We start from the raw sequence: 22,084 nt of genomic DNA on the forward strand, positions 1-22,084 counted from the left end.
CGGTGCCGGGGGGTGCCCGTCCTCGGAACGGCGCGATGGGGTTGCGTGCCGGCTGACTCCCCGTTGACGCGCCAACCGCTGCGGGCGGACACCCCCCGGCACGGCCCCTTGCGTCGTCCGGCGGGTGCGGGCCGCCCCCGCTGCGGGCATGCGTGGCGCTGGGGGGCGGCCAGGGTTTACTTCAGCGCCCCCGCGGTCAGCCCCTGCACCACCTGCCGCTGGAAGATGATGTACGCGGCCAGGACCGGCAGCATCGCCATGACCAGGCCCGCGAACAGGCCCGACCAGTCGCCCTTGTAGCCCTGGCTCACCGCCAGCTGGACGAGGCCCTGGGTGAGGACCCGCTTGTCGGGGTCGGTGTTCAGGACCGTGGGGAGCATGTACTGGTTCCACTGGCCCAGGAAGTTGAAGATGCCCACGCTGATCAGGCCCGGCTTGGCCATGGGCAGCATGATCTGGAAGAACGTGCGGCTGTGGGAGGCGCCGTCGACGAAGGCCGCCTCGGCGATCGAGGTGGGGAGGGTGCGGAAGAACGCCGTCAGGAAGAAGACCGTGAACGGCAGCGAGTACGCGATGTAGACCAGGATCAGGCCGTGGATGGTGTTCAGCAGGCCCATGTTGTTCACGACGTAGAACAGCGGGACCAGCGCCAGCATGATCGGGAAGCTCATGCCGCCGATGAACAGGTAGTAGATGAAGCGGTTGCCCGGGAAGTCGAAGCGGGCCAGGACATAGGCGGCCATCGAGCCCAGGACGAGCGTGCCGATGAGCGAACCGCCGACCACGAGGACCGTGTTGAGGAAGTAGTCGCTCATGTTGGCCTGGGTCCACGCCCGCGACCAGTTGTCGAAGTGCAGCGAGTCCGGCAGCGACCAGGGCGAGCTGAAGATGGAGCGGTCGTCCTTGAAGGACGTCATGACCGCCCAGAGCAGCGGCATGACCACCATGATCGCCCAGATGACCAGGACGCCGTGGGAGAAGACGTTGAGGACCGTGCCCTCTTTCTTCTCCTTGGGCGGTACGGCCGGCGGCAGGTCCTCCTTGGTGAGGACGGCGCCGGACTCGGCGGGGAGCGGAGCGGGGGTTTCGGTCGTCTTCATCAGTACTCCAGCCGCTCGCGACGGCCCAGCCGCATCACCACGGCGGCGAAGGCCAGCGTGACGACGAGCAGGGCGACACCGATGGTGGTGGCGTAGGCGGCCTGCCCGTCCCGGAACGCCTTCTGGTAGACGTACAGGACCATGACGGTGGTCGAGTAGTCGGGGCCGCCCGGCCCGGTCGTCATGATCTGCACGACCGCGAACGACTCGGCGCCCAGGGCGAGGATGCCCATGTAGACCCAGCCCGACTGCACGGTGTCCCACAGCAGGGGCAGGGTGATGCGGAAGAACGTGGTGAAGCGGCTCGCGCCGTCCAGCAGGGCCGCCTCGTACATCTCCGCCGGGATGGAGGCCATGCCGGCGGAGAAGAGGACCACGAAGAAGCCGACCGTGGACCAGACGAGGACCGCCATCACGGCCCACAGGGCCAGGTCGGGGTCGCCCAGCCAGAGCGGCTGGACGTCGCCGAGGCCGATGCCGCGCAGGACCGAGTTGATCGCGCCGCTGTCCGGGTTGTACGCGAACGCGAACAGCAGCGCGACGATGGCGATCGAGAGGACCTGCGGGAAGAAGTAGACGATCTTGTAGAAGGACGAGCCGCGGACGCCGGTGACGACCGGGCCGTTCTTCCTCTTTCTGCCGCCCACGTTGATCATGAAGGCGAAGAACAGCGCCAGGCCGATCGTCACCACCGGCAGCAGGAGGGCGAACAGCAGGCTGTGCTGCAACGACTTCCAGAAGATGTCGTCGTCCAGCATCCGGCTGTAGTTGTCGAAACCGACCATCTTGAATTCGGGACTCAGGCCGGTCCAGTCCGTGAACGAGTAATAGATGGACTGGATGAACGGCCAGATCACGAAGAGCGCGTACAGTCCCAGGGGCAGCGCGAGGAAGCCCACGATGAACCGGTACTTGCCGTGCTGCATCGCCACTCCGGTGCCGTTGCGGAAATTGGGTTTCCGGTGCCGTTACTGGTGCTTGTAGTGCTTGATGGAATCGTCCTTGGCGGCCTCGTCGGCGAAGCCCTGGATCTTGTTGATGGCCTCGGCGGGGGTGAGGCGCCCGGCCATCATCTCGCCGAGACCGGAAACACCGATCTTCTCCTTCTGCAACTGCACGTACCAGTCCTGCAGCCGGGGGTTCACCACGTTCTCGCCGGCCTTCTCCAGCGCCGCGACGCCCGACTTGAGGCCGGGGGTGAGGGGGATGCCGTCGGTGCCGCCGTTGTACGCGGTCAGCGACTTCACCTTGCTGGTGAAGTTCTTCGAGGACGCCTCGCTGAGCATGATGCGCAGCTGCTCCATGCCGCCGGGGGCGTTCTTCGCCTTGGCCGGGACGATGAAGGGCTCGCCGCCGGAGGCCCAGATGGTGCCGAAGGGCATCTTGTCGGAGCTGTCGAGGCCGGTGGGCGCGGAGACGGCCAGGTCGAAGTCCTTCGGGATGACGTTCGCCGACTCGTTCTCCACCCAGGAGCCGTTCGGGATGAACAGCGCCTTGCCCTCGGCCCAGGCGGTCTGCGACTGGATGTGGTCCAGGCCCGGGGTGCCCTTGAGGACGTAACCCTTCTTGTAGAGCTCGTAGTAGGCCTCGAAGCAGGCCTTGACGGCCGGGTGCTTCCAGGCGTTCGGCTCCAGGTTGTCGATGGCGTCGAGGACTTCACGGCCGCCGACCTTGCCGATCATCGGGTAGAGCGAGAAGGGGATGTAGTAGGGGTACTTGCCCGCGTACGTCCAGCCCGCCATGCCCTTCTTCTTGGCCTTGGCGCAGACCGCGAGCATCTGGTCCCAGGTCTCCGGGTACTGCTCGTCGAGCGAGTCCAGGGCCTTCTGCGAGTACCAGACGCCGTAGACCGTGTAGGCGTAGTACAGGATCCAGACCTTCTCGCCGTCGAACTGGCCCATCTCCACGATGCCGGGGCGCAGCGTGTCGCGGACCTTCTTGGCCGGGTCGTCGTAGGAGGGCGCGTCCAGCAGCGGGGTGAGGTCGGTGAGCTGGTTCTTGCCGACCAGGACGCCCATGTCCATCTGCTCGGCGCCGGAGTTGTCGATGAGGTCCGGCGGGGTGCCCTGGTTGAAGCGGGGCTGCAGCGTGGACTGGATCTTCTGGGTGGCGGAGAACTTCACCGAGGCCTTGGGGAAGTTCTTCTCGTAGATCTTCACGGCGTCCTCGGCGTACTCCTTGCCGAAACCGCCGTCGAACAGGACGAATTCCATGCCCGCCGTGTCATTGACGGCGAGCGGGTTCTTCGCGGTCTTCTTGCCGGCCTTGGCCTTGTCCCCGCTGTCGTCCCCGCCGCTGCTCGCGCACGCGGAGAGGAAGCTCATGGTGGGGACGGAGATCAGCCCGAGCGCGGCGGACCTTTTGATCAGATCACGGCGGCCGACACCCTCGGTGCCGTGCTGCTCGGCGGAAGTGGATCCCATGCTCAAGTCCTCGCCTTCTCCAGGACTCAGGCGGTGAACCGGATCCTTGCCGGCACCGCGATCGGGTCACGCTGGGTCGTGCAGGAAAGTGCGGGTGGTGACGTGCTGATGGGGTGAATCGCCCGACAGGTATAGTCCACTTCCCGCCAGCGGAGCAAGATCGAACACAAGGTTGGCCACGGGTCTTATCCGAGTTGAGACCTCGCGGAAGTATGAGCGGCCTGTGTGTTTCGCGACGGAAAAATCCCGGTCGTCGCCCCCGAATGCCACAGGCAACACCCTTGACACATGGTGGCACTTGAGCAACTACTGGTCCTTGCGCATCGAAGGTGACAACGTTGTCCACTGCGCAGGGAGGGTACCCGTTGATGCAGCGGAAAGCTCGGTACAGATGGGGTTCGGCGGTCGTGTCGGCGACCGCCTTCGCTTTGACCCTGGGTTCACAGGGCGTTGCGGTCGCACTGCCCCAGGCCCCGGAGAGACCCGATCGGGGGTTCACGTCGTCCTTCGAGGCGGACGACCCGCTTCCGGACTGGCTGAACACCGTCGACACCGGCCCCGGGGGCGAGAAGCGCGCCTCGGGCGTGGACGGCGGCTACAGCAGCGGCATACCGGGCAATGTGACCGGCCAGGTCACCGACGTCCGGGCCAGCGCCGAGAACACGGGCGGTGGCGAGGTGAAGGAGAACCTGGTCGACCTCGAACCGAGCACCAAGTGGCTCGCCTTCGAGCCCACGGGCTGGGTGGAGTTCGACCTGGACGAACCGGTCAAGCTGGCGCGCTACGCGCTGACGTCGGCCAATGACGCCGACGAGCGCGACCCCAGGGACTGGACCCTGAAGGGCTCGTCCGACGGCAAGGAGTGGAGGACGCTCGACACCCGCTCCGGGGAGTCCTTCCAGGAGCGGTTCCAGACGAAGACGTACGACCTGGCCGAGCCCGCCGAGTACCGGCACTTCCGCCTGGAGGTCACCCGGAACAACGGCGGCGGCATCCTGCAGCTCGCCGACCTCCAGCTGTCCACGGGCGGCAGCGACGGGCCGGTCCCGCAGGACATGCTCTCGCTGGTCGACCGCGGCCCGAGCGGCTCCCCGACCGCCAAGGCGGGCGCCGGGTTCACCGGCAAGAAGGCGCTGCGCTACGCCGGCCGGCACAACGCCGGGGGGCGGGCGTACTCGTACAACAAGGTCTTCGACGTGAACGTGGCCGTCGGCCGGAACACGCAGCTGTCCTACCGGATCTTCCCGTCGATGGCCGACGGCGACCTCGACTACGACGCCACGAACGTCTCCGTCGACCTGGCCTTCACCGACGGCACCCACCTGAGCGAGCTGCGCGCCACCGACCAGCACGGCTTCCCGCTGACCCCGCAGGGGCAGGGCGCCTCCAAGATCCTGTACGTCAACCAGTGGAACAACGTGGCCTCGCGGATCGGCTCGGTCGCGGCCGGGAAGACCGTGGACCGGATCCTGGTGGCCTACGACTCCCCCAAGGGCCCGGCCAAGTTCCGCGGCTGGCTGGACGACGTGAGCATCGCCTCGGTCGCGCCCGAGCGGCCCAAGGCGCATCTGTCGGACTACGCGGTGACGACCCGCGGCACCAACTCCAGCGGCGGCTTCTCCCGCGGCAACAACTTCCCGGCTACGGCGGTCCCGCACGGGTTCAACTTCTGGACGCCGGTGACCAACGCCGGTTCGCTGAGCTGGCTGTACGACTACGCGCGCTCCAACAACGCGGACAACCTGCCGACGATCCAGGCGTTCAGCGCCAGCCACGAGCCGAGCCCGTGGATGGGCGACCGGCAGACCTTCCAGGTGATGCCGTCCGTGGCCGCCGGGACCCCGGAGTACGGGCGAGAGGCGCGGGAGCTGGCCTTCCGGCACGAGAACGAGATCGCGCGGCCCTACTACTACGGGGTGCGGTTCGAGAACGGGCTGAAGGCCGAGATGGCGCCGACGGACCACGCGGCGGCGCTGCGCTTCACCTACCCCGGTGACGACGCGAGCGTCCTGTTCGACAACGTGACCGACCAGGCGGGGCTGACCCTCGACAAGGAGAACGGGATCGTCACCGGCTACTCGGACGTGAAGTCCGGGCTGTCCACGGGCGCCACCCGGCTGTTCGTCTACGGCGCGTTCGACAAGCCGGTGGCCGAGGGCGACTCCAGCGGTGTGAAGGGCCATCTGCGCTTCCGGGCCGGCGACGACCGGACCGTCACCCTGCGCCTTGCGACCTCGCTCATCAGCGTCGACCAGGCCAAGGACAACCTGCGCCAGGAGATCCCCGAGGGCCGGTCCTTCGAGGCGGTCAAGAAGAGCGCCCAGCGCCAGTGGGACCGGCTCCTCGGCAAGGTGGAGGTCGAGGGCGCGACCCCCGACCAGCTGACGACGCTGTACTCCAGCCTGTACCGGCTGTACCTGTACCCGAACTCCGGGTTCGAGAAGGTCGACGGGAAGTACCAGTACGCCTCGCCGTTCTCCCGCATGCCGAACCCGGACACCCCGACCCACACCGGCGCGAAGATCGTCGACGGCAAGGTGTACGTCAACAACGGCTTCTGGGACACCTACCGCACGACCTGGCCCGCCTACTCCTTCCTGACCCCCTCCCAGGCCGGTGAGCTGGTCGACGGGTTCGTGCAGCAGTACAAGGACGGCGGCTGGACGTCGCGCTGGTCCTCCCCCGGCTACGCGGACCTGATGACCGGCACCTCCTCGGACGTGGCGTTCGCGGACGCGTACGTCAAGGGCGTCGACTTCGACGCGAAGGCGGCCTACGACGCGGCCGTGAAGAACGCCACGGTCGTCCCGCCGAACTCGGGCGTCGGCCGCAAGGGCATGACCACGTCCCCGTTCCTCGGCTACACGAGCACCGAGACCCACGAGGGCCTGTCCTGGGCGCTGGAGGGCTACCTCAACGACTACGGCATCTCCCGCATGGGCCGGAAGCTGTACGAGGAGACCGGCGAGCGGCGCTACAAGGAGGAGTCGGAGTACTTCCTGGACCGGGCCCGCGACTACGTGAACCTCTTCGACGACAAGGCCGGGTTCTTCCAGGGCCGCGACGCGAAGGGCGACTGGCGGGTCGCGTCCGAGAAGTACGACCCGCGGGTCTGGGGCCACGACTACACCGAGACCAACGGCTGGGGCTACGCCTTCACCGCCCCGCAGGACAGCCGGGGCCTGGCCAACCTGTACGGCGGGCGCAAGGGCCTCGGGGACAAGCTCGACGAGTACCTGTCCACCCCGGAGACGGCCTCCCCCGAGTTCGTCGGCTCCTACGGCGGTGTCATCCACGAGATGACCGAGGCCCGGGACGTCCGGATGGGCATGTACGGGCACTCCAACCAGGTCGCCCACCACGCCCTCTACATGTACGACGCGGCCGGTCAGCCCTGGAAGACGCAGAAGAACGTCCGCGAGGTGCTGTCCCGGCTGTACACCGGCAGCGAGATCGGGCAGGGCTACCACGGCGACGAGGACAACGGCGAGCAGTCGGCCTGGTACCTGTTCTCCGCGCTCGGCTTCTACCCGCTGGTGATGGGCAGCGGCGAGTACGCGATCGGCTCGCCCCTGTTCACGAAGGCGACCGTGCACCTGGAGAACGGGCACGAGCTGGTGGTGAAGGCGCCGCGCAACAGCGCGAAGAACGTCTACGTGCAGGGGCTGAAGGTCAACGGCCGGGCCTGGTCGAAGACTTCCCTGCCGCACTCCGTGGTCGCCAAGGGCGGTGTCCTGGAGTTCGACATGGGCCCGAGGCCGTCGTCGTGGGGCACGGGCAAGGACGCCGCGCCCGTGTCGATCACCCAGGACGACGAGGTGCCGGCGCCGCGCGCGGACCTGCTGAAGCGCGAGGGCGCCCTGTTCGACGACACCTCGGCGACGGACGCGACGGTGACGTCGGTGGACCTGCCGGTCCGCGAGGGCGCCGAGGCCGTCCAGTACACCCTGACGTCCTCGGCGGACCGGGCCGAGGCGCCGGCCGGCTGGACGCTCCAGGGCTCCCCGGACGGCGAGACCTGGCGGACGCTCGACGAGCGCTCCGGTGAGGCCTTCGCCTGGGACCGGCAGACCCGCGCGTTCTCGGTGAAGTCACCGGGTACGTACGAGAGGTACCGCCTGGTCCTCGACGGAGAGGCGACCCTGGCGGAGGTGGAACTGCTCGGCTGAACGAGTGAGTTGGGGGTCTCGTGCCGCTTCCCGTGCCCGTCCTGCCCGAGGGTGTCGACCCGGCCTGGCTGCCGCCCGCCGCCTTCCGGGCGATCGGTGGCCGCAGGACCCTGATCCACGGATCGGGTCCGCTGGTGGAGACGGTGCACGGGGAGGTGGCCGAGGCCTGCCGGCGGTTCGGGGGCCGGGCCGAGCGCGGCGCGCCGGACGGCGGCCCGTACGACCTGGTCCTCGCCCTCGGCGCCGGCGGCCTCGGCGACGAGGGCTTCTCCTGCGTCCGTGAGGGCGGTACGACGACCGTCACGGCGTCCGGCGGGCGCGGGCTGCTGTACGGCCTGTTCCACGTGGTACGGCTCGGCGAGGACGCCTTCCGCGGGGAGCGGGCCCGGGAGCTCCACCGGCCGGCGCTCGCCGTGCGCATGCTCGACCACTGGGACAACGTGGCCGTGCACCCGGTGATGGGCCAGGTCGAGCGCGGGTACGCGGGCGGCTCGCTGTTCTGGGAGGACGGGCGGGCGCGCGGCGACCTGGAGCGGGTGCGGGCGTACGGCAGGCTGCTCGCCGCGTGCGGGATCAACGCCGTCGCCGTCAACAACGTCAACGTGCACGCCACCGAGGCCCGTCTGCTCACCGGGCGGATCGGTGAAGTGGCCGCTGTCGCCGACGCGTTGCGCCCCTACGGCATCCGCACCCACCTGTCGGTCTCCTTCGCCGCGCCGGTCCTGCTCGGCGGGCTGCCCACGGCCGATCCGCTGGACGCGGCGGTGCGCGGCTGGTGGGCGCGGGCGACGCGGCGGGTGTACGAGGCGATCCCCGACTTCGGCGGGTACGTGGTGAAGGCGGACTCGGAGGGCCAGCCGGGCCCGTTCGCGTACGGCCGCAGCCACGCCGACGGGGCGAACGTGCTGGCGGCGGCGCTGGAGCCGTTCGGCGGCACGGTGCACTGGCGGGCCTTCGTCTACGACCACCGGCAGGACTGGCGGGACCGTTCGACCGACCGGGCCCGGGCCGCCTACGACCACTTCGTGCCGCTGGACGGGGCGTTCGCGGCGAACGCCGTGCTCCAGGTGAAGCACGGGCCCATGGACTTCCAGGTGCGCGAGCCCGTCTCGCCGCTGCTCGGGGCCGTGCCCCGCACCCGCCTCGCGGTGGAGCTCCAGGTCACCCAGGAGTACACCGGACAGCAGCGGCACGTCTGCTGGCTGGGACCGATGTGGAGCGAGGTGCTGCGCTTCCGGCCCGGGCCCGGACCGGCCGTGGGTGAGGTGGCCCGGGGCGGGCTCGTGGCCGTTTCGAACGCCGGGGACGACCCCTTCTGGACCGGGCATCCGCTGGCCCAGGCGAACCTCTACACCTTCGGGCGGCTCGCCTGGCGGCCGGACGCGGGGCCGCGCAAGGTGCTCGACGAGTGGATCTCCCTCACCTTCCCCGGCGCCCCGGCGCGGCTGTCCGGCGGGCTGCACGCGGTGCTCGACGGCTCGTGGCGCACGTACGAGAAGTACACCGCCCCGCTCGGGGTGGGCTTCATGGTGCAGCCCGGGCACCACTACGGGCCGAGCGTCGACGGCTACGAGTACAGCCCCTGGGGCACGTACCACTTCGCCGACCGGGACGGCGTCGGCGTGGACCGCAGTGTGGCGGCCGGCACCGGGTACGCCGGGCAGTACGGCGAGCCCTGGTCCGCGCTGTACGAGTCGCCGGACACCTGCCCCGACGAACTGCTGCTGTTCTTCCACCACGTGCCGTACGGGCATGTGCTGCGCAGCGGGAAGACGGTGATCCAGCACATCTACGACACGCACTTCGAGGGGGTCGAGGAGGTGGCGGAGGCCCGCCGGGTGTGGGCGGGCCTCGGGGACCTCGTCCCGCCGCGGTGGCACGCGCGCGTCGCGCAGCGGTACGAGGAGCAGATGCGCAGCGCCCGGGAGTGGCGGGACCAGATCAACAGCTACTTCTTCCGCAAGTCCGGGGTGCCGGACGCCCGGGGGCGGCGGATCCACTGAAGGACGGCGACGCCCCTGAGGTCCTCGGCGTCGGCCGGCCCCGGGGTGCGGGGCGCGGTCACGCGGTGAACTCCTGGCGGGTCTCGGTGATCACCGTGCGGCTGCCGTGCAGCAGGGACAGCAGCAGCGGGGCGGCCAGCAGGGCGGGCAGGGCCTCGGTCAGCAGGACGGTCAGCGCGGCGGTCAGGACGAGCAGGGAGGCCGCGGCGAGGGTGGCGCGGCCGTGCCGGAGCAGGAAGTAGGCGGCCAGCCGGGCGGTGTCCCGGGCACGGAAGGTGAACAGGGAGGTGAGGACGAGCGCGTGCGCTCCCCACAGCAGGGAGCCCGTGCCGATTCCCGCGAGCAGCACCGCCCACCAGCCGGGCAGGCCCGTGGCGGCGAAGTGGGTGAGGGTGAAGGCGATGACCGTCAGCCAGGCCAGCAGGGGTGTCCAGAGGGCCAGTGCCGGGCGGGCGTTGAGCCGCCACCCGCGCACGAAGGCCCGGGCCGGGTGGAGGTCGGTGAGGTCGCGGGTGCGGTGGTGCAGGGCGTAGAGCGCGGCGGACAGGGCCGGGCCGAGGGGCAGCAGACACGGCGCCGCCAGGGGGAGGTTCGCCGGGTCGGGCCCGAGCAGGAGCAGTCCGGCCAGGCCCGGGGAGGCGGCGAGCAGCAGCAGCGCCTCGACGGTGAGGAGGGTGTGGACCAGGGCGCAGGCGCGCGAGAGTGCCCCGGTGCCGAAGCCGCCGGCCCGCACGGTGCTCATGCCGCCGCCTCCCCGCCCGTCACCCGTTCTCCTTCGCGAACCGCTCGTACGCCTTGTTGTGCAGGTCGACGAGGGGCCGCATGTTCTTCGCCTCCAGCTCGGCCACGTAGTCGTCCCACTCGGACAGCGGGCGCTTGCCGAGGACGAACTTCAGGGTGTTCTGGATGACCGTGTCCTTCAGCGGGGTGTCCCACAGGGTCGCCTGCTCCTGCTCGAAGGATCGCAAGGGGTGGGCGGGGTCGACGGGCAGCTGCCGCCGCCGGGCCATGGCGTCCTGGAACTTCTTCTCGTCCGGGCCGAAGGAGGAGGAGACCAGCTCCCAGCTGCCGCCGTAGGTGAAGACGCCGTTGAAGAAGCCGTAGTCCTTCTGGAGATCCTTCGCGGCGTCCGGGTCCGAGCCCATCAGGGAGATGCCGGGCTTCAGCCGGGGCCGGCCGCCGGGCTCGGTGTAGGTGACGCCCTCGACGCCCCACTTGCAGAACTTCTGGCCCTCGTCGGAGTACCAGAGCCAGTCGAGGAACTGCATCATGGCGACGAAGCCGTCGTTGTCGAGGGCCTTGCTGGAGACCATGACGCCGTTCTCCAGCCGGGTGCCGCCGAGCACGACCGGTCCGGCCGGGCCGATCGGCACCGGGATCATCTCGATCCTCGCGCCCTCGACCTGCTTCTCCAGGTTGTAGCGGTAGTTCTGCACCAGCTCCTGGGGGTTGGCGCTCATCGCGAAGCACTTCTCGGCGAGCAGCTTCTGCACCGCCTGGTCGTCGGTCTGGCTGAAGCTCTCGGGATCCATGAGCTTGTCGGCGACGAGTCCGCGCACGTACTCGACCATCCGGCGGTAGCCGTCCTGGGCGCCGGTGAAGACGAACCTGCCTGCCGTGGGGTCGAAGCTGATGTTGTCGTAGCTCCATCCGGCCCGGACGCCGAAGGCCTGGCCGAGGTAGCCGAACAGGGCGCCGCAGGGGAACGGGGTGTTGGTGCTCCAGCGGTCGGAGAGGGGATACCTGCCGGGGTACTCCTCCTTGAGCGCCGTGAGGACTTCGCGCACCTCGTCCCAGGTGGTGGGCAGGGTGAGGCCGTGCCGGTCGAGGACGTCCGTGCGGAGGGACAGCGAGTAGGTGGCCTTGGCCTTCTCGTGCAGGCCCGGCAGCAGGTAGTACTTGCCGTCGGACTGGCGGATCGAGTCCAGTTCGGGCTCCAGCTTCCACTTGCGGGCCTTGTCCCGGAAGTTGGGCATCAGGTGGACGTAGTCGCTGACGGGGAGGATCGCGCCGGAGGAGACGAAGGCGACCTCGGACGGGTGGTAGGTCTTGGGGATCAGGAACGGGGCGTCCCCGGCCCCGATGAGCACGCTGCGCTTCTTCTCGTAGTCGGCCAGCGGGACGTCGACGGGTTTGAGGGTCACGCCGGTGCGGCGGGTGAGCTCCTTCCAGAACAGCCAGGAGTCCTTCATGGGGTAGACCGGGTTGTTGTTGTGCAGCACCGAGAAGGACAGCGGCTCGGCCGCCTTGAAGCGCTGCCCGGCGCGGTAGTTCTTCATCGCCCCGTGCCGCTTGCCGGAGAGGTCCTTCGGGTTGCCGCCGTCGTCCCCGCCGCCGCAGCCGGTGAGGACGGCGAGGCCGGTGAACCCGGCGGCGGCGAGCATCTGGCGTCGCGACAACTGTCCTGCGTTCTGCACGGAGACTCCTTTGTTCCGTGGGCGGGCCGGCGGTGCGGCGGGGTCAGCCCTTGACCGCGCCGAGCATCACGCCCGAGACGAAGTAGCGCTGGACGAACGGGTACACGCAGAGGATCGGCAGGGCGGTGAGCACGATGGTGACCGACTGGATGTTGGCGCCGACCTGGCTGAGCTGCTCGGTGCCCGCGCCCGCGTTGCCGCCGCCGGTGGCGCCCTGGATGAGGTTGCGCAGGTAGACCGTGACCGGCATCAGTTCGGTGCGGTCCATGTACAGGAAGGCGCTGAACCAGGAGTTCCAGAAGGACACGGAGTAGAAGAGCACCATGGTCGCCACGACCGCCTTGGACAGCGGCAGCACGATCCTGAGGAGGATGCCGTACGTGCTCAGGCCGTCGATCTGCGCGGCCTCCTCCAGCTCCGTCGGCAGGTTCTCGAAGAAGGCCTTCATCACCAGCAGGTTGAAGACGCTGATCGCGTTCGGCAGGGCGATCGCCCACACGCTGTTCTTCAGGCCGAGGCTGGTGACCAGGATGTAGTTCGGGATCAGGCCGCCGGTGAAGAACATGGTGAACACGGCGACGCCGACGAGGAGTCCGCGGCCCTTCAGCCGCTTCTTCGACAGCACGTAGGCGTAGCACGTCGTCAGCACCATGGCCACGGTGGTCGCGACGACCGTGTAGAGCACGGTGTTGCCGTAGTTCCGCCAGAACATCGCGTCCTGGAACACGATCCGGTACGTGGTGAGGTTGAACCCCTTGGGCAGCAGGGTCACCTCGCCGGCCCGGATGTGCCGTTCCCCGCTGAAGGAGCGCGCGAGGATGTTGACGAAGGGGTAGAGGGTGACCAGCACCACGAGGGTGAGGACCACTCCGTTGACGCCCTGGAAGACCCGGTAGGAGCGGCTCGGCCTCACCACAGGCTCGTCCCCACCGTGCGGCGCGAGAGCTGGTTGGCGGAGGTGATGAGGACCAGGCCGATGACCGCCTCGAACAGGCCGATGGCGGCCGCGTAGCTGAAGCTGTTGGACTCGACGCCGGCCCGGTAGACGTACGTCGAGATCACGTCGGCGGTCGGATACGTCAAGGGGTTGTACAGCAGCAGGACCTTCTCGAAGCCGACGGCCATGAAGGTGCCGATGTTCAGGATCAGCAGCGTCACCATGGTGGGCCGGATACCGGGCAGGGTGACGTGCCAGATCTGCTGCCAGCGGTTCGCTCCGTCGATGCGGGCCGCCTCGTAGAGGTCCTCGTCGATGGTGGTGAGCGCGGCGAGGTAGAGGATCGTGCCCCAGCCGGCCGTCTGCCAGACCTCCGAGCCCACGTAGATCGCGCGGAACCACTCGGGTTCCTGCACGAAGCGGATCGGTTCGTGGCCGAACCAGCCGAGCACGTGGTTGACCGGTCCGTCGCTGGCCAGCATCTGCAGCGTGATGCCCGCGACGATCACGATCGACAGGAAGTGCGGCAGGTACGACACCGACTGCACGAACCGCTTCAGGGAGCGTCTGCGCACCTCGTTGAGGAGCAGGGCCAGCACGATCGGGACGGGGAAGCAGAACAGCAGGGTGAGCCCGCCGATCCACAGGGTGTTGCGGAACACCTGCCAGAACGTGGGGTCTTCGAGGAACATCCGCACATAGCGCAGCCCCACCCACTCCTCGCCGAAGAGCGATCCGCCGGGCTCGAAGCGCCGGAACGCGATCACGTTGCCGATCATCGGCAGGTAGCGGAAGACCAGGAAGAACAGCAGCGGCAGGATCGCCAGCGAGTACAGCTGCCAGTCGCGGCGCAGGGCCCGGCGCCAGCCGGTCCTGGACGCTGCCCGGCCGTCGCGCCGGGGCGCGGCCCGGGCCGGAGGCGGTTCCCCGGTGCCCGGTGGGGCCGGTGTGGTCGACGTGCTCATGGCTCGGGCCTCCCGTGGACAGGGCACGTGGATCCGAAACTTTCGAGCTCTTACCGGTAACTCCGCGGCAACTTAGGGCCACTAGAAAGCGCTGTCAATGGGTGCCGCGGCAGCCCGAGGGGCGGCTGTGGCGCGTTGGATCCCCGGCCGGGATGGGTAGACCCCAGGCACCGCACCGCCTTCTCCGCCGCAAGTTTCTGTCCTGCCACCGACTCCTGCGAGGTGCCGTCGTGCCCGCGTTCGACCTGCCGCCGACCGAACTGGAGCACTACCGCCCGGACGTCGAGGAGCCCGGCGGCTTCGACGCGTTCTGGCGGAGCACGCTGGAGGAGGCCGGGCGGGCCGATCCGCTGGTGTCCGTACGGGAGGTGGAGACCGGGCTGCGGCTGACCCGGACCTGGGACGTGACGTTCCGGGGGTTCGCCGGCGATCCGGTCCGGGCGTGGTTCAGCACACCTGCCGCGGCCGGCCGGGCCCTGCCCGCGGTGGTCGAGTTCGCCGGGTACGGGCGCGGCCGGGGGCTCCCGCACGAGCGCCTCACCTGGGTGAACGCGGGGTACGCGCACCTGCTCATGGACAACCGCGGCCAGGGCGACCAGTACGGGTGCGGCGGTGACACGCCCGACCCGCACGCCGGGGTGCCGGGCGGGCCCGGGGTGATGACGCGAGGACTGCGCACTCCCGAGGACTACTACTATCGACGCCTGATCACCGACGCGGTGCGGGCGGTGGCGGCGGTGCGCGCACTGCCGGGCGTCGACCCCGCGCGGATCGCCGCCGCGGGCAACAGCCAGGGCGGCGGGCTGGCACTGGCGGTCGCGGGGCTGGTCCCGGACCTGGCCGCCCTGCTGGTGACCGCGCCCCTGCTGTGCGGGATCCGGCGGTGTCTCGACCTCACGGACGCCGCCCCCTACGGCGAGATCACCGCGTACCTCGCCGTCCACCGGGGCGTCGAGCACGACGCCCACCGCACCCTCTCCTTCGTCGAGGGCGTCTCCTTCGCCCGCCGCGCCCTGGCCCCGGCCCACTTCGGAGTCGGCCTGCGGGACACGGTGTGCCCGCCGAGCGGGGCGTACGCGGCGTTCAACCGCTACGGCGAACTCGCCGGGCAGGAACCCCGCAAGGAGTTGCACGCGTATCCGTACAACGGGCACGAGGGCGGGGACGCGGTGCAGGTGCGGCGGCAACTTCTGTGGCTGCGGGCGGTGCTGGAGGGACGGGACGGCACACAGGGCGCAGCCCCCTCGGCGCCGGCGCGGGTCGCCCCGTGACCGGGGACTCCGCGGCGCGGCCGCCGGCGGATACCGCACGCTCACCCCGGGCGGGACCGCCACCCCGCAGGTGTCCGCGGAGCGAAGGGCAGCCGAGATCGACGTGCGCCGGGTGGCCGCCGGTTGCGCGCCTGCGGCCCCGCGTTCGCGCGATGTGCGCGAGCCGTTTACAGGCGGGCGACTGGGCGCTACCTTCCACAGCAGCCGGGGTGGGAGCGCTCCCATTCGGTGGACCGGAACCCACCCGTGGGGCGCCCCCACCTCGCGCGTTCGCCGCCGCCCCATATGTCGCCTATATCCGGTTGTGCGACCCTGTTGGTGGGTGCCCTGCCGCTCATGTGCGGCGTGGTTCCGCCGTGTCGGTGTGACCCGGCGCCGCCGGTCCCTGCCCGCGTCGCCGTCGCCTGAGTTCCGGGGACTCCCACCTGCCGGTGGCCGCGGCACGGACGGGAGGTGGACGCGGACATGCCCCATGACGGCGAGACCCCGGCCGAGGTCCCCCGCCTCCGGGCCCCGGTGGGCGGAACCGCCGGTGCGCCTCGCCCGGCGCCGCAGGCCGCCGCGAGGGAACGGGTGCTGGCGTTCGCCGGGGTGGTGCTGGCGGCGGTGTACGTGCGCGGCGCGAGCGGGGCGGAACTCCGGATGGTGGAGTCCGCCGGGGGCGAACCGGAACGGTACGGAGTGCCCGGCGGCGTGCGGCTTCCGGGGGGTGGAGCGCCCGGACCGGCGCCCGCGGGCGGGCCGGCGGAGGGATACGGCCCGGCGGCCGCCGTCGTGGAGGCATGTCTGCGCGGCCGGGCCGTGTGGCTGGACGGAGCCGCCGCACGGGCAGGAGACGGGACCGTCCCCGGCCCGTTCGGGGCGCTGCCCCTCGGCGCGGCGGGCGGGTGGCTGGGATGTCTGGCCGTGGTGGGAGAGGCCGGGGAGGGCTTCGGGGGCGAGCAGCGGGAGTTCCTCGAGCGGTACGCCGAGGCCGTCGCCGGGCGGCTGCGGGGCGAGGCCGACCGGGCCGCGCCCTCGCCGCTGCTGGACTCCGCACTGCGCGCCATGGGCGTCGGCTCCTTCGCCCTCACCCCCGGCACCGGGCTGGTCGAGACGGACCCGGCCCTGCTCGAACTCGTCGGCGTCCCCGCCGACGGTTTCGACGGCAAGACCGACACCCTCCTGTCGTACAGCGTCCCCGAGGACGTCCCCGCCCTGCTGTCGGTCATCGAGCCGTCCGCGCAGACCCCGGGCCGCCGCGAGCTGGAGTTCCGTATCCGCCGGCCCACCGGTGAGCTGTGCTGGCTCCGCCTGGACTGCCGTGTGCTGAAGGGCCCCGACGCCGCCCCGCGGCGGGTGCTGGGCGTGGTCACGGCGGCCCCGGTGCTGCGTCGTGGCGCGGGCGACGTCGCCCGCCTCCAGTGGCTGACCGCCGCGCTCGACGACGCAACGACGGTGCGCGACGTCAGCCGGGTGGTCGTCGCCGCGCTGCGCGAACCGCTGGGCGCCGGCCGTGTGGCGCTCGCCGAGGTGCTGGAGGACCGGCTGGCGGTCACGGTGCTCGATCCGCCGGGCGCCGGCGCCTGGCCGAAGCTGTGGCGTTCGGAGTGGCGCTCGGAGTGGCCCGACGCGCCGGTCAGCGCCCTGCCCACGCTCCAGGCGGCGCTGCGGGACGGCCGGATCAGCCTGTGGCCCGCGGGCGCCGAGCTGGAACCGGGGCTGGCCGGGATCGGCCCCGGCGGGCTGGCGGTCCTGCCCCTGCCGGCTAAGGCCGGGGTGGCCGGGGTGTGCCTGGTCGGCTGGGACGCCCCGCACGATTTCGCCCCCGAGGAGCGGGCCCTGCTGACCGCGACCGCCGGGCTGGTGGGCCAGGCGCTGCAACGCGCCCACGCCTACGACGCCGAGCAGGAACTCGCGACGATGCTCCAGCGCAGCCTGCTCCCCCGCCGCCTGCCCCGGCTGCCGGGCGGCATCGCCGTCGCCCGTTACCTGCCCGCCCGGCGCGGACTGCAGGTGGGCGGCGACTGGTACGACGTGATCGCCCTGACCGAGGGGAAGGTCGCCCTGGTCATCGGGGACGTGCAGGGGCACAGCGCCGGGGCCGCGACGATCATGGGCCAGATGCGTACCGCCGTGCGGGCCTACGCCGTCGAGGGGCATCCGCCGGACGTGGTCGTCGCGCACGCCAACCGGCTGCTGGTCGGCATGGAGACCGACCTGTTCGCCACGTGCTGCTACGTCGAACTGGACATGGAGGAGGGCAACGCGCTGTTCGTGCGGGCCGGGCACCTGGCCCCGCTGGTGCGTCATCCCGACGGCGGCACGGCGGAGATCGCGGTCGAGGGCGGGCTGCCGCTCGGGGTGCTGGCGGACGCGGAGTTCCCGCTGACGGCGCTCGCACTGGCACCGGGCTCGGTCCTCGCGCTGGTCACGGACGGTCTGGTGGAGTCGGCGGACCTCCACCTCGACGAGGGCATGCGCCTGGTGCGTGAGGCGCTGGCGGCGGCCGATCCCGCCGATCCGGGGCGGATGGCCGACGTCCTGCTGGGCGAGACCGGGCGCCGAGAGGACGACGTGGCGGTGCTGCTGCTGCGCTACGACGGGATGCGGGTCAGGCCGGTGCGGGCCGGGTGGGTGGTGTGGCGGCTGCCGGACGCGGTGATGCACGCCCGGCGCTTCAGCGCCCGCACGCTGCGGTCGTGGGGTGTGGTGGCCGAGGCCGACAGCGTCCTGCTGGTGGTGTCCGAGCTGGTCACCAACGCGCTGGTGCACACGCAGGGCGCGGTCCGGCTGGATCTGACCCTCGCGGCCGACCGGCTGCGGGTGACGGTGAACGACTCCTCGCCGCGCGCGCCGGCCAAGCCGGTGGTCGTCGACTGGGAGTCGACGGGCGGGCGCGGCCTGTTCCTCGTCGAGGCGATGTCGGCGGCCTGGGGTTCGGTGCCGGTCGGCGGTGGCAAGCAGGTGTGGAGCGAGATCGTCGTCTCCCGCCCCGAGGCGGAGGCGGAGCCCGGGCCGGGGTCCGGCCCGGAGGCGGAACCGGAACCCGGGCGGCAGGCCCCGCCACGGCCCCGTGCCCGCGAGCGGTTGGGCGCGTGGGGCTGGGGCACGGGCCGTGCCCGGGGCGGGAACCGCGCTCCGGAACGCGACGACGTCCCCGGCCGGGCGCGCGGTGGCCGCGCCGGTCGGGGCACGCGCCGGAACCGCTCCCGCGGTGAGGAGCATGACCAGGCCCCTGACCGGGACCCCGGGCGCCGCCGCTCCCTCCCCCGGGCCACGGACCCGGGTCACGCCCGTCACCGGGACGCCGGCCCCGGCCGGCTCCGGGGGCGGCCCGGGGAGGGCGGACCTCCACGGCTGGGCGGGCCGTCGTGAGGAGGCGCGACGGGCGGGTGGCCGCCGCGGCAGGCCGGTCCGTCATGGCTGGGCGCGCCGTCGTGAGGGGGCGCGCCGGGCGGGTGGCCGCCGCGGCCCTGCGGCGCCACGGGGAGGGCGGGCCGCCGCGGCTGGGCGGGCCGCCACGGCAAGGCGGGCCGCCACGGCAGGGCGGGCCGTCGTGAGGGGGCGCGACGGGCGGGTGGCCGCCGCGGCAGGCCGGACCGTCACGGCTGGGCGGGCCGTCATGGCTGGGCGGGCCGTCATGGCTGGGCGCGCCGTCGTGAGGGGGTGCGCCGGGCGGGTGGCCGCCGCGGCCCTGATGGCGGCCGTTCTCCTCGCGGCCGGATGCACCGGCGGCGGGCAGGGCGAGGACGGGCCGACCGTCGGCCTGCTGCTGCCGAGCCGTGCCGTGCCCCGCTGGGAGCACTCCGACAAGCCCATGATCGAGAAGCGGGTGAAGGAACTGTGCGCCGACTGCACGGTGATGTACGCCAACGCCGAGAACGACGCGGCGAGACAGCGGCAGCAGATGGACTCCATGATCACGAAGGGCGCCTCGGTGCTCATCCTGGACGTGGTCGATCCCGGGGCGCTGCGCTCCTCGGTCCGCAAGGCGCACCGCGAGGGCATCCCGGTGGTCGCCTACGACCGTCTCGCCGAGGGGCCTATCTCGGGTTTCGTCAGCTTCGACGGCGCCCGGGTCGGCCGGCTCCAGGGCGAGGCGCTGCTCGCGGCGATGGGCCCGCGAGCCGCCGGGGGCGGTGTCGTCATGGTGAACGGCGACTCGTCGAGCCCGAACGCCGCCTGGTACGAGGCCGGGGCGATGAGCGTCCTGAAGGGCAGGGTCCGCATCCTGAGGTCGTACGACACCCTGGGGTGGCGCACGGAGAACGCGCACGACCACATGTCCGCCGCCATCGGCGCCCTGGGCCCGCACCGGATCGACGGCGTACTGGCGGCCAACGACTCGATCGCCGCCGGCGTCATCGCGGCCCTCAAGAGCGCCCGGGTGTCCCCGCTGCCCCCGGTGACCGGTCAGGACGCGGACCTCGACGCGGTGCGGCGCGTGGTCGGGGGCGAGCAGTACATGACCGTGTACAAGCCCTTCCGGCGGGAGACGGACGCGGCCGCCGCGCTGGCCGTCGCGCTGGCGCGCGGTGACGACGTCGACGGCCTGGTGACGACGACCGTGGACAGCCCCACCACCCGGGACGTCCCGGCCGTGCTGCTCTCCCCGGCCGCCGTCACGCGGCACACCGTCGGACGGACGCTCGTGCGGGACGGCGTCTACACGACCGGCCAGATCTGCACCCCGGAACTCCGGCGCGCCTGCGACCGGATCGGGCTCACCCGGTGAGGAGGCGATCGCCGTGCTCCATCCGCCCGTGCTGGCGCTGCGCGGCATCTCCAAGCGGTTCGGCGGCGTCCAGGCCCTGGTGGACGTGGACCTCCAGGTGCGGGCCGGCGAGGTCGTGGCCCTGGCGGGCGACAACGGCGCCGGCAAGTCCACGCTGGTCAAAGTGGTCTCCGGGGTGAGCCCCGCCGACCGGGGCGTCATCGAGTGGGAGGGACGCCCCGTGCAGATCAGGCGGCCGCACGACGCCCACCACCTGGGCATCGCGACCGTCTACCAGGACCTCGCGATGTGCGACAACCTCGACGTGGTCGGCAATCTCTTCCTCGGCCGGGAGATCGACCGGGTGGGCATCCTGGACGAGGTGGAGATGGAGCGGCGCGCCCGCGCGCTGATGCGCACGCTGTCCATCAGCATCCCCGACGTGCGGGTGCCGGTGGCGGCGCTGTCCGCCGGGCAGCGGCAGGCCGTGGCGATCTCCCGCTCGCTCATGGCCGCGCCCAAGGTCCTGCTGCTCGACGAGCCCACGGCCGCGCTGGGCGTCGAGCAGACCAGCCATCTGCTCGACCTGATCGAGGAGGTCCGCGACCGGGGCATGGCGATCATCCTCATCAGCCACAACATGGGCGACATCAAGGCCGTCGCGGACCGGGTGGCGGTGCTGCGGCTGGGGCGCAACAACGGCCTGTTCGACGTGAGCACCGTGACGCAGGAGCAGATCATCTCGGCGGTCACCGGTGCGGCGGACAACGCCGTGGCCCATCGCGCCAGGGGCGACGAGGAGGGGTGGCCGTGACCGGCGGCGGGCCGCGCCGGGACGGCACAGGGGCCGGACCGGTCACGGCCGGCCGGGAGCGGCACGGCCGCGGCTGGCAGGGGAACCTGCGGGGGTACGTCCTGGAGGTGCGCGGGAGCGTGCGCGAGGGCGAGCGCGGGCCGGTCCTGGTGGTCGCCGGGCTGATCGTGATCTGGTGCGTCTTCCAGGCGCTGGACGACAAGTTCCTCTCGCCGCGCAACCTGTCGAACATCGGCGTGGACATCGTCGGGACCGGGCTGGTCGCCGTCGGCATCGTGTTCGTGCTGCTGATCCGGGAGATCGACCTGTCGGTCGGCTCGGTCAGCGGTCTGGCGGGGGCGGCGTTCGCCGTGCTGAACGTGAACCACGGGGTGCCCGAGTGGCTCGCGGTGCTCGTCGCGGTGTCCGCGGGCACGGCCGTCGGGGCCTTCCACGGTTCCTTCCACGCCTGGCTGGGCGTGCCGGCGTTCGTGGTGACGCTCGCCGGGCTGCTGATCTGGAACGGCCTGACCCTGTACCTGCTGGGCGCGAGCGGCACGATCAACATCGACGAGGAGGGGCTGGTCGCGTCGTTGACCAGCCGGTACTTCGGCGCCGACGGGGCGGCGTACGCGGTCGCGGCGCTCGGCACGGCCGGGTACCTGCTGGCCGCGCGCCACCGGCGCGGCCGCCACCGGGCCGCCGGGATGCCGTACCGGCCGGAGCGCGAGATCTGGCTGCGGACCGCGCTGCTGGCGGTGGTCTCGTTCGCCGCTGCCCACACCCTGAACCGGTTCCAGGGCCTGCCCCTGGCGCTGCTGATCTTCCTGGTGGTGCTGGTGGTCTCGGACCTCGTGCTGCGACGGACGCGCTACGGGCGGCGGGTGTACGCGCTCGGCGGCGGTGTCGAGGCGGCGCGGCGCGCGGGGGTGGCGGTGGAGCGGGTGCGGGTGGCGATGTTCATGGTGTCGGGGACGCTGGCCGCGGTCGGCGGGCTGTTCGTGGCCTCGGGGCTGACCTCGGCGAGCCCCACCACGGCACGGGCCGCCGGTTCCGGGATGCTGCTGATCAACGCGATCGCCGCGGCCGTCATCGGCGGCACGAGTCTGTTCGGCGGGCGGGGCTCGCCCTGGTCGGTGCTGCTGGGGGTGCTGGTCATCCAGTCGATCGCCTCGGGCATGGGTCTGCTGGGGGTGGAGGACGCCGTGCAGTTCATGATCACCGGCGGGGTGCTGCTGGCCGCCGTCGCGGCCGACGCCCTCTCCAGACGGTCGGCGGCCCGGAAGGGCCGGACCCGAGCCGGATAGCCC

At 71.5% G+C, this 22,084-nt stretch carries 14 protein-coding genes; 7 read left to right on the forward strand and 7 right to left on the reverse strand.

The features are described from left to right. Nucleotides 1-176: 176 nt before the first annotated feature. From ACF07N_RS19335 to ngcE, 3 genes are read right to left on the reverse strand one after another with little or no spacing between them, the layout of a single operon-like run. Nucleotides 177-1,100, reverse strand: coding sequence for a carbohydrate ABC transporter permease (locus tag ACF07N_RS19335; protein ID WP_094053971.1), 924 nt, complete (start codon nt 1,098-1,100; stop codon nt 177-179). Continuing rightward, nucleotides 1,100-2,026, reverse strand: coding sequence for a carbohydrate ABC transporter permease (locus ACF07N_RS19340; protein ID WP_383330293.1), 927 nt, complete (start codon nt 2,024-2,026; stop codon nt 1,100-1,102). Before ACF07N_RS19340 ends, ACF07N_RS19335 begins: the two co-directional genes overlap by 1 nt. Nucleotides 2,027-2,068: 42 nt before the next feature. Beyond that, complete coding sequence (gene ngcE / locus ACF07N_RS19345; protein WP_383330296.1) at nt 2,069-3,523, reverse strand: N-acetylglucosamine/diacetylchitobiose ABC transporter substrate-binding protein; 1,455 nt, start codon at nt 3,521-3,523, stop codon at nt 2,069-2,071. Nucleotides 3,524-3,891: 368 nt separating this feature from the next. Between ngcE and ACF07N_RS19350 the strand changes: the two genes are divergently transcribed. Both ACF07N_RS19350 and ACF07N_RS19355 read left to right on the forward strand, forming a co-directional pair. Continuing rightward, nucleotides 3,892-7,692, forward strand: a complete 3,801-nt coding sequence (locus tag ACF07N_RS19350) for a GH92 family glycosyl hydrolase (RefSeq protein ID WP_392114321.1) — start codon at nt 3,892-3,894, stop codon at nt 7,690-7,692. 20 nt (nt 7,693-7,712) lie between these two features. Then, nucleotides 7,713-9,695 (forward strand): alpha-glucuronidase, encoded by a 1,983-nt coding sequence (locus tag ACF07N_RS19355; RefSeq protein ID WP_392114324.1) that lies wholly within the window; start codon nt 7,713-7,715, stop codon nt 9,693-9,695. A gap of 58 nt (nt 9,696-9,753) precedes the next feature. On the opposite strand, the gene ACF07N_RS19360 is transcribed toward ACF07N_RS19355, so the two are convergent. Genes ACF07N_RS19360 through ACF07N_RS19375 form a run of 4 tightly spaced genes read right to left on the reverse strand, consistent with a single transcriptional unit; the run spans nt 9,754 to nt 14,014 of the window. After that, entirely contained in the window at nt 9,754-10,437 is a 684-nt protein-coding gene (locus ACF07N_RS19360) for a hypothetical protein (protein WP_392114327.1), read from the reverse strand. A gap of 19 nt (nt 10,438-10,456) precedes the next feature. Further along, entirely contained in the window at nt 10,457-12,112 is a 1,656-nt protein-coding gene (locus ACF07N_RS19365; RefSeq protein ID WP_392114330.1) for an extracellular solute-binding protein, read from the reverse strand. A gap of 43 nt (nt 12,113-12,155) precedes the next feature. Then, nucleotides 12,156-13,028 (reverse strand): carbohydrate ABC transporter permease, encoded by an 873-nt coding sequence (locus ACF07N_RS19370; protein WP_392114333.1) that lies wholly within the window; start codon nt 13,026-13,028, stop codon nt 12,156-12,158. Continuing rightward, the gene (locus ACF07N_RS19375) at nt 13,022-14,014 is read right to left on the reverse strand and encodes an ABC transporter permease (RefSeq protein ID WP_383338234.1); all 993 of its coding nucleotides are present in this window, start codon (nt 14,012-14,014) and stop codon (nt 13,022-13,024) included. Before ACF07N_RS19375 ends, ACF07N_RS19370 begins: the two co-directional genes overlap by 7 nt. A gap of 230 nt (nt 14,015-14,244) precedes the next feature. On the opposite strand from ACF07N_RS19375, the gene ACF07N_RS19380 reads away from it, so the two are divergent. The 5 genes from ACF07N_RS19380 (at nt 14,245) to ACF07N_RS19400 (ending at nt 22,081) form a co-directional block, all read left to right on the forward strand. Next, nucleotides 14,245-15,285: an acetylxylan esterase gene (locus ACF07N_RS19380; protein WP_392114336.1), complete on the forward strand. Its 1,041-nt coding sequence runs from the start codon at nt 14,245-14,247 to the stop codon at nt 15,283-15,285. Between the two features lie 465 nt (nt 15,286-15,750). After that, nucleotides 15,751-18,642, forward strand: a complete 2,892-nt coding sequence (locus tag ACF07N_RS19385) for a SpoIIE family protein phosphatase (RefSeq protein ID WP_392114339.1) — start codon at nt 15,751-15,753, stop codon at nt 18,640-18,642. A gap of 265 nt (nt 18,643-18,907) precedes the next feature. Then, nucleotides 18,908-20,002, forward strand: coding sequence for a sugar ABC transporter substrate-binding protein (locus tag ACF07N_RS19390; protein ID WP_392114342.1), 1,095 nt, complete (start codon nt 18,908-18,910; stop codon nt 20,000-20,002). Nucleotides 20,003-20,015: 13 nt separating this feature from the next. Further along, entirely contained in the window at nt 20,016-20,795 is a 780-nt protein-coding gene (locus tag ACF07N_RS19395; protein WP_383330322.1) for an ATP-binding cassette domain-containing protein, read from the forward strand. Beyond that, nucleotides 20,786-22,081: a sugar ABC transporter permease gene (locus ACF07N_RS19400; protein ID WP_392114345.1), complete on the forward strand. Its 1,296-nt coding sequence runs from the start codon at nt 20,786-20,788 to the stop codon at nt 22,079-22,081. The genes ACF07N_RS19395 and ACF07N_RS19400 overlap by 10 nt, the downstream gene beginning before the upstream one ends. Nucleotides 22,082-22,084: the final 3 nt, after the last annotated feature.

The organism is Streptomyces sp. NPDC015242, assembly GCF_043079125.1.
GTDB lineage: Bacteria > Actinomycetota > Actinomycetes > Streptomycetales > Streptomycetaceae > Streptomyces.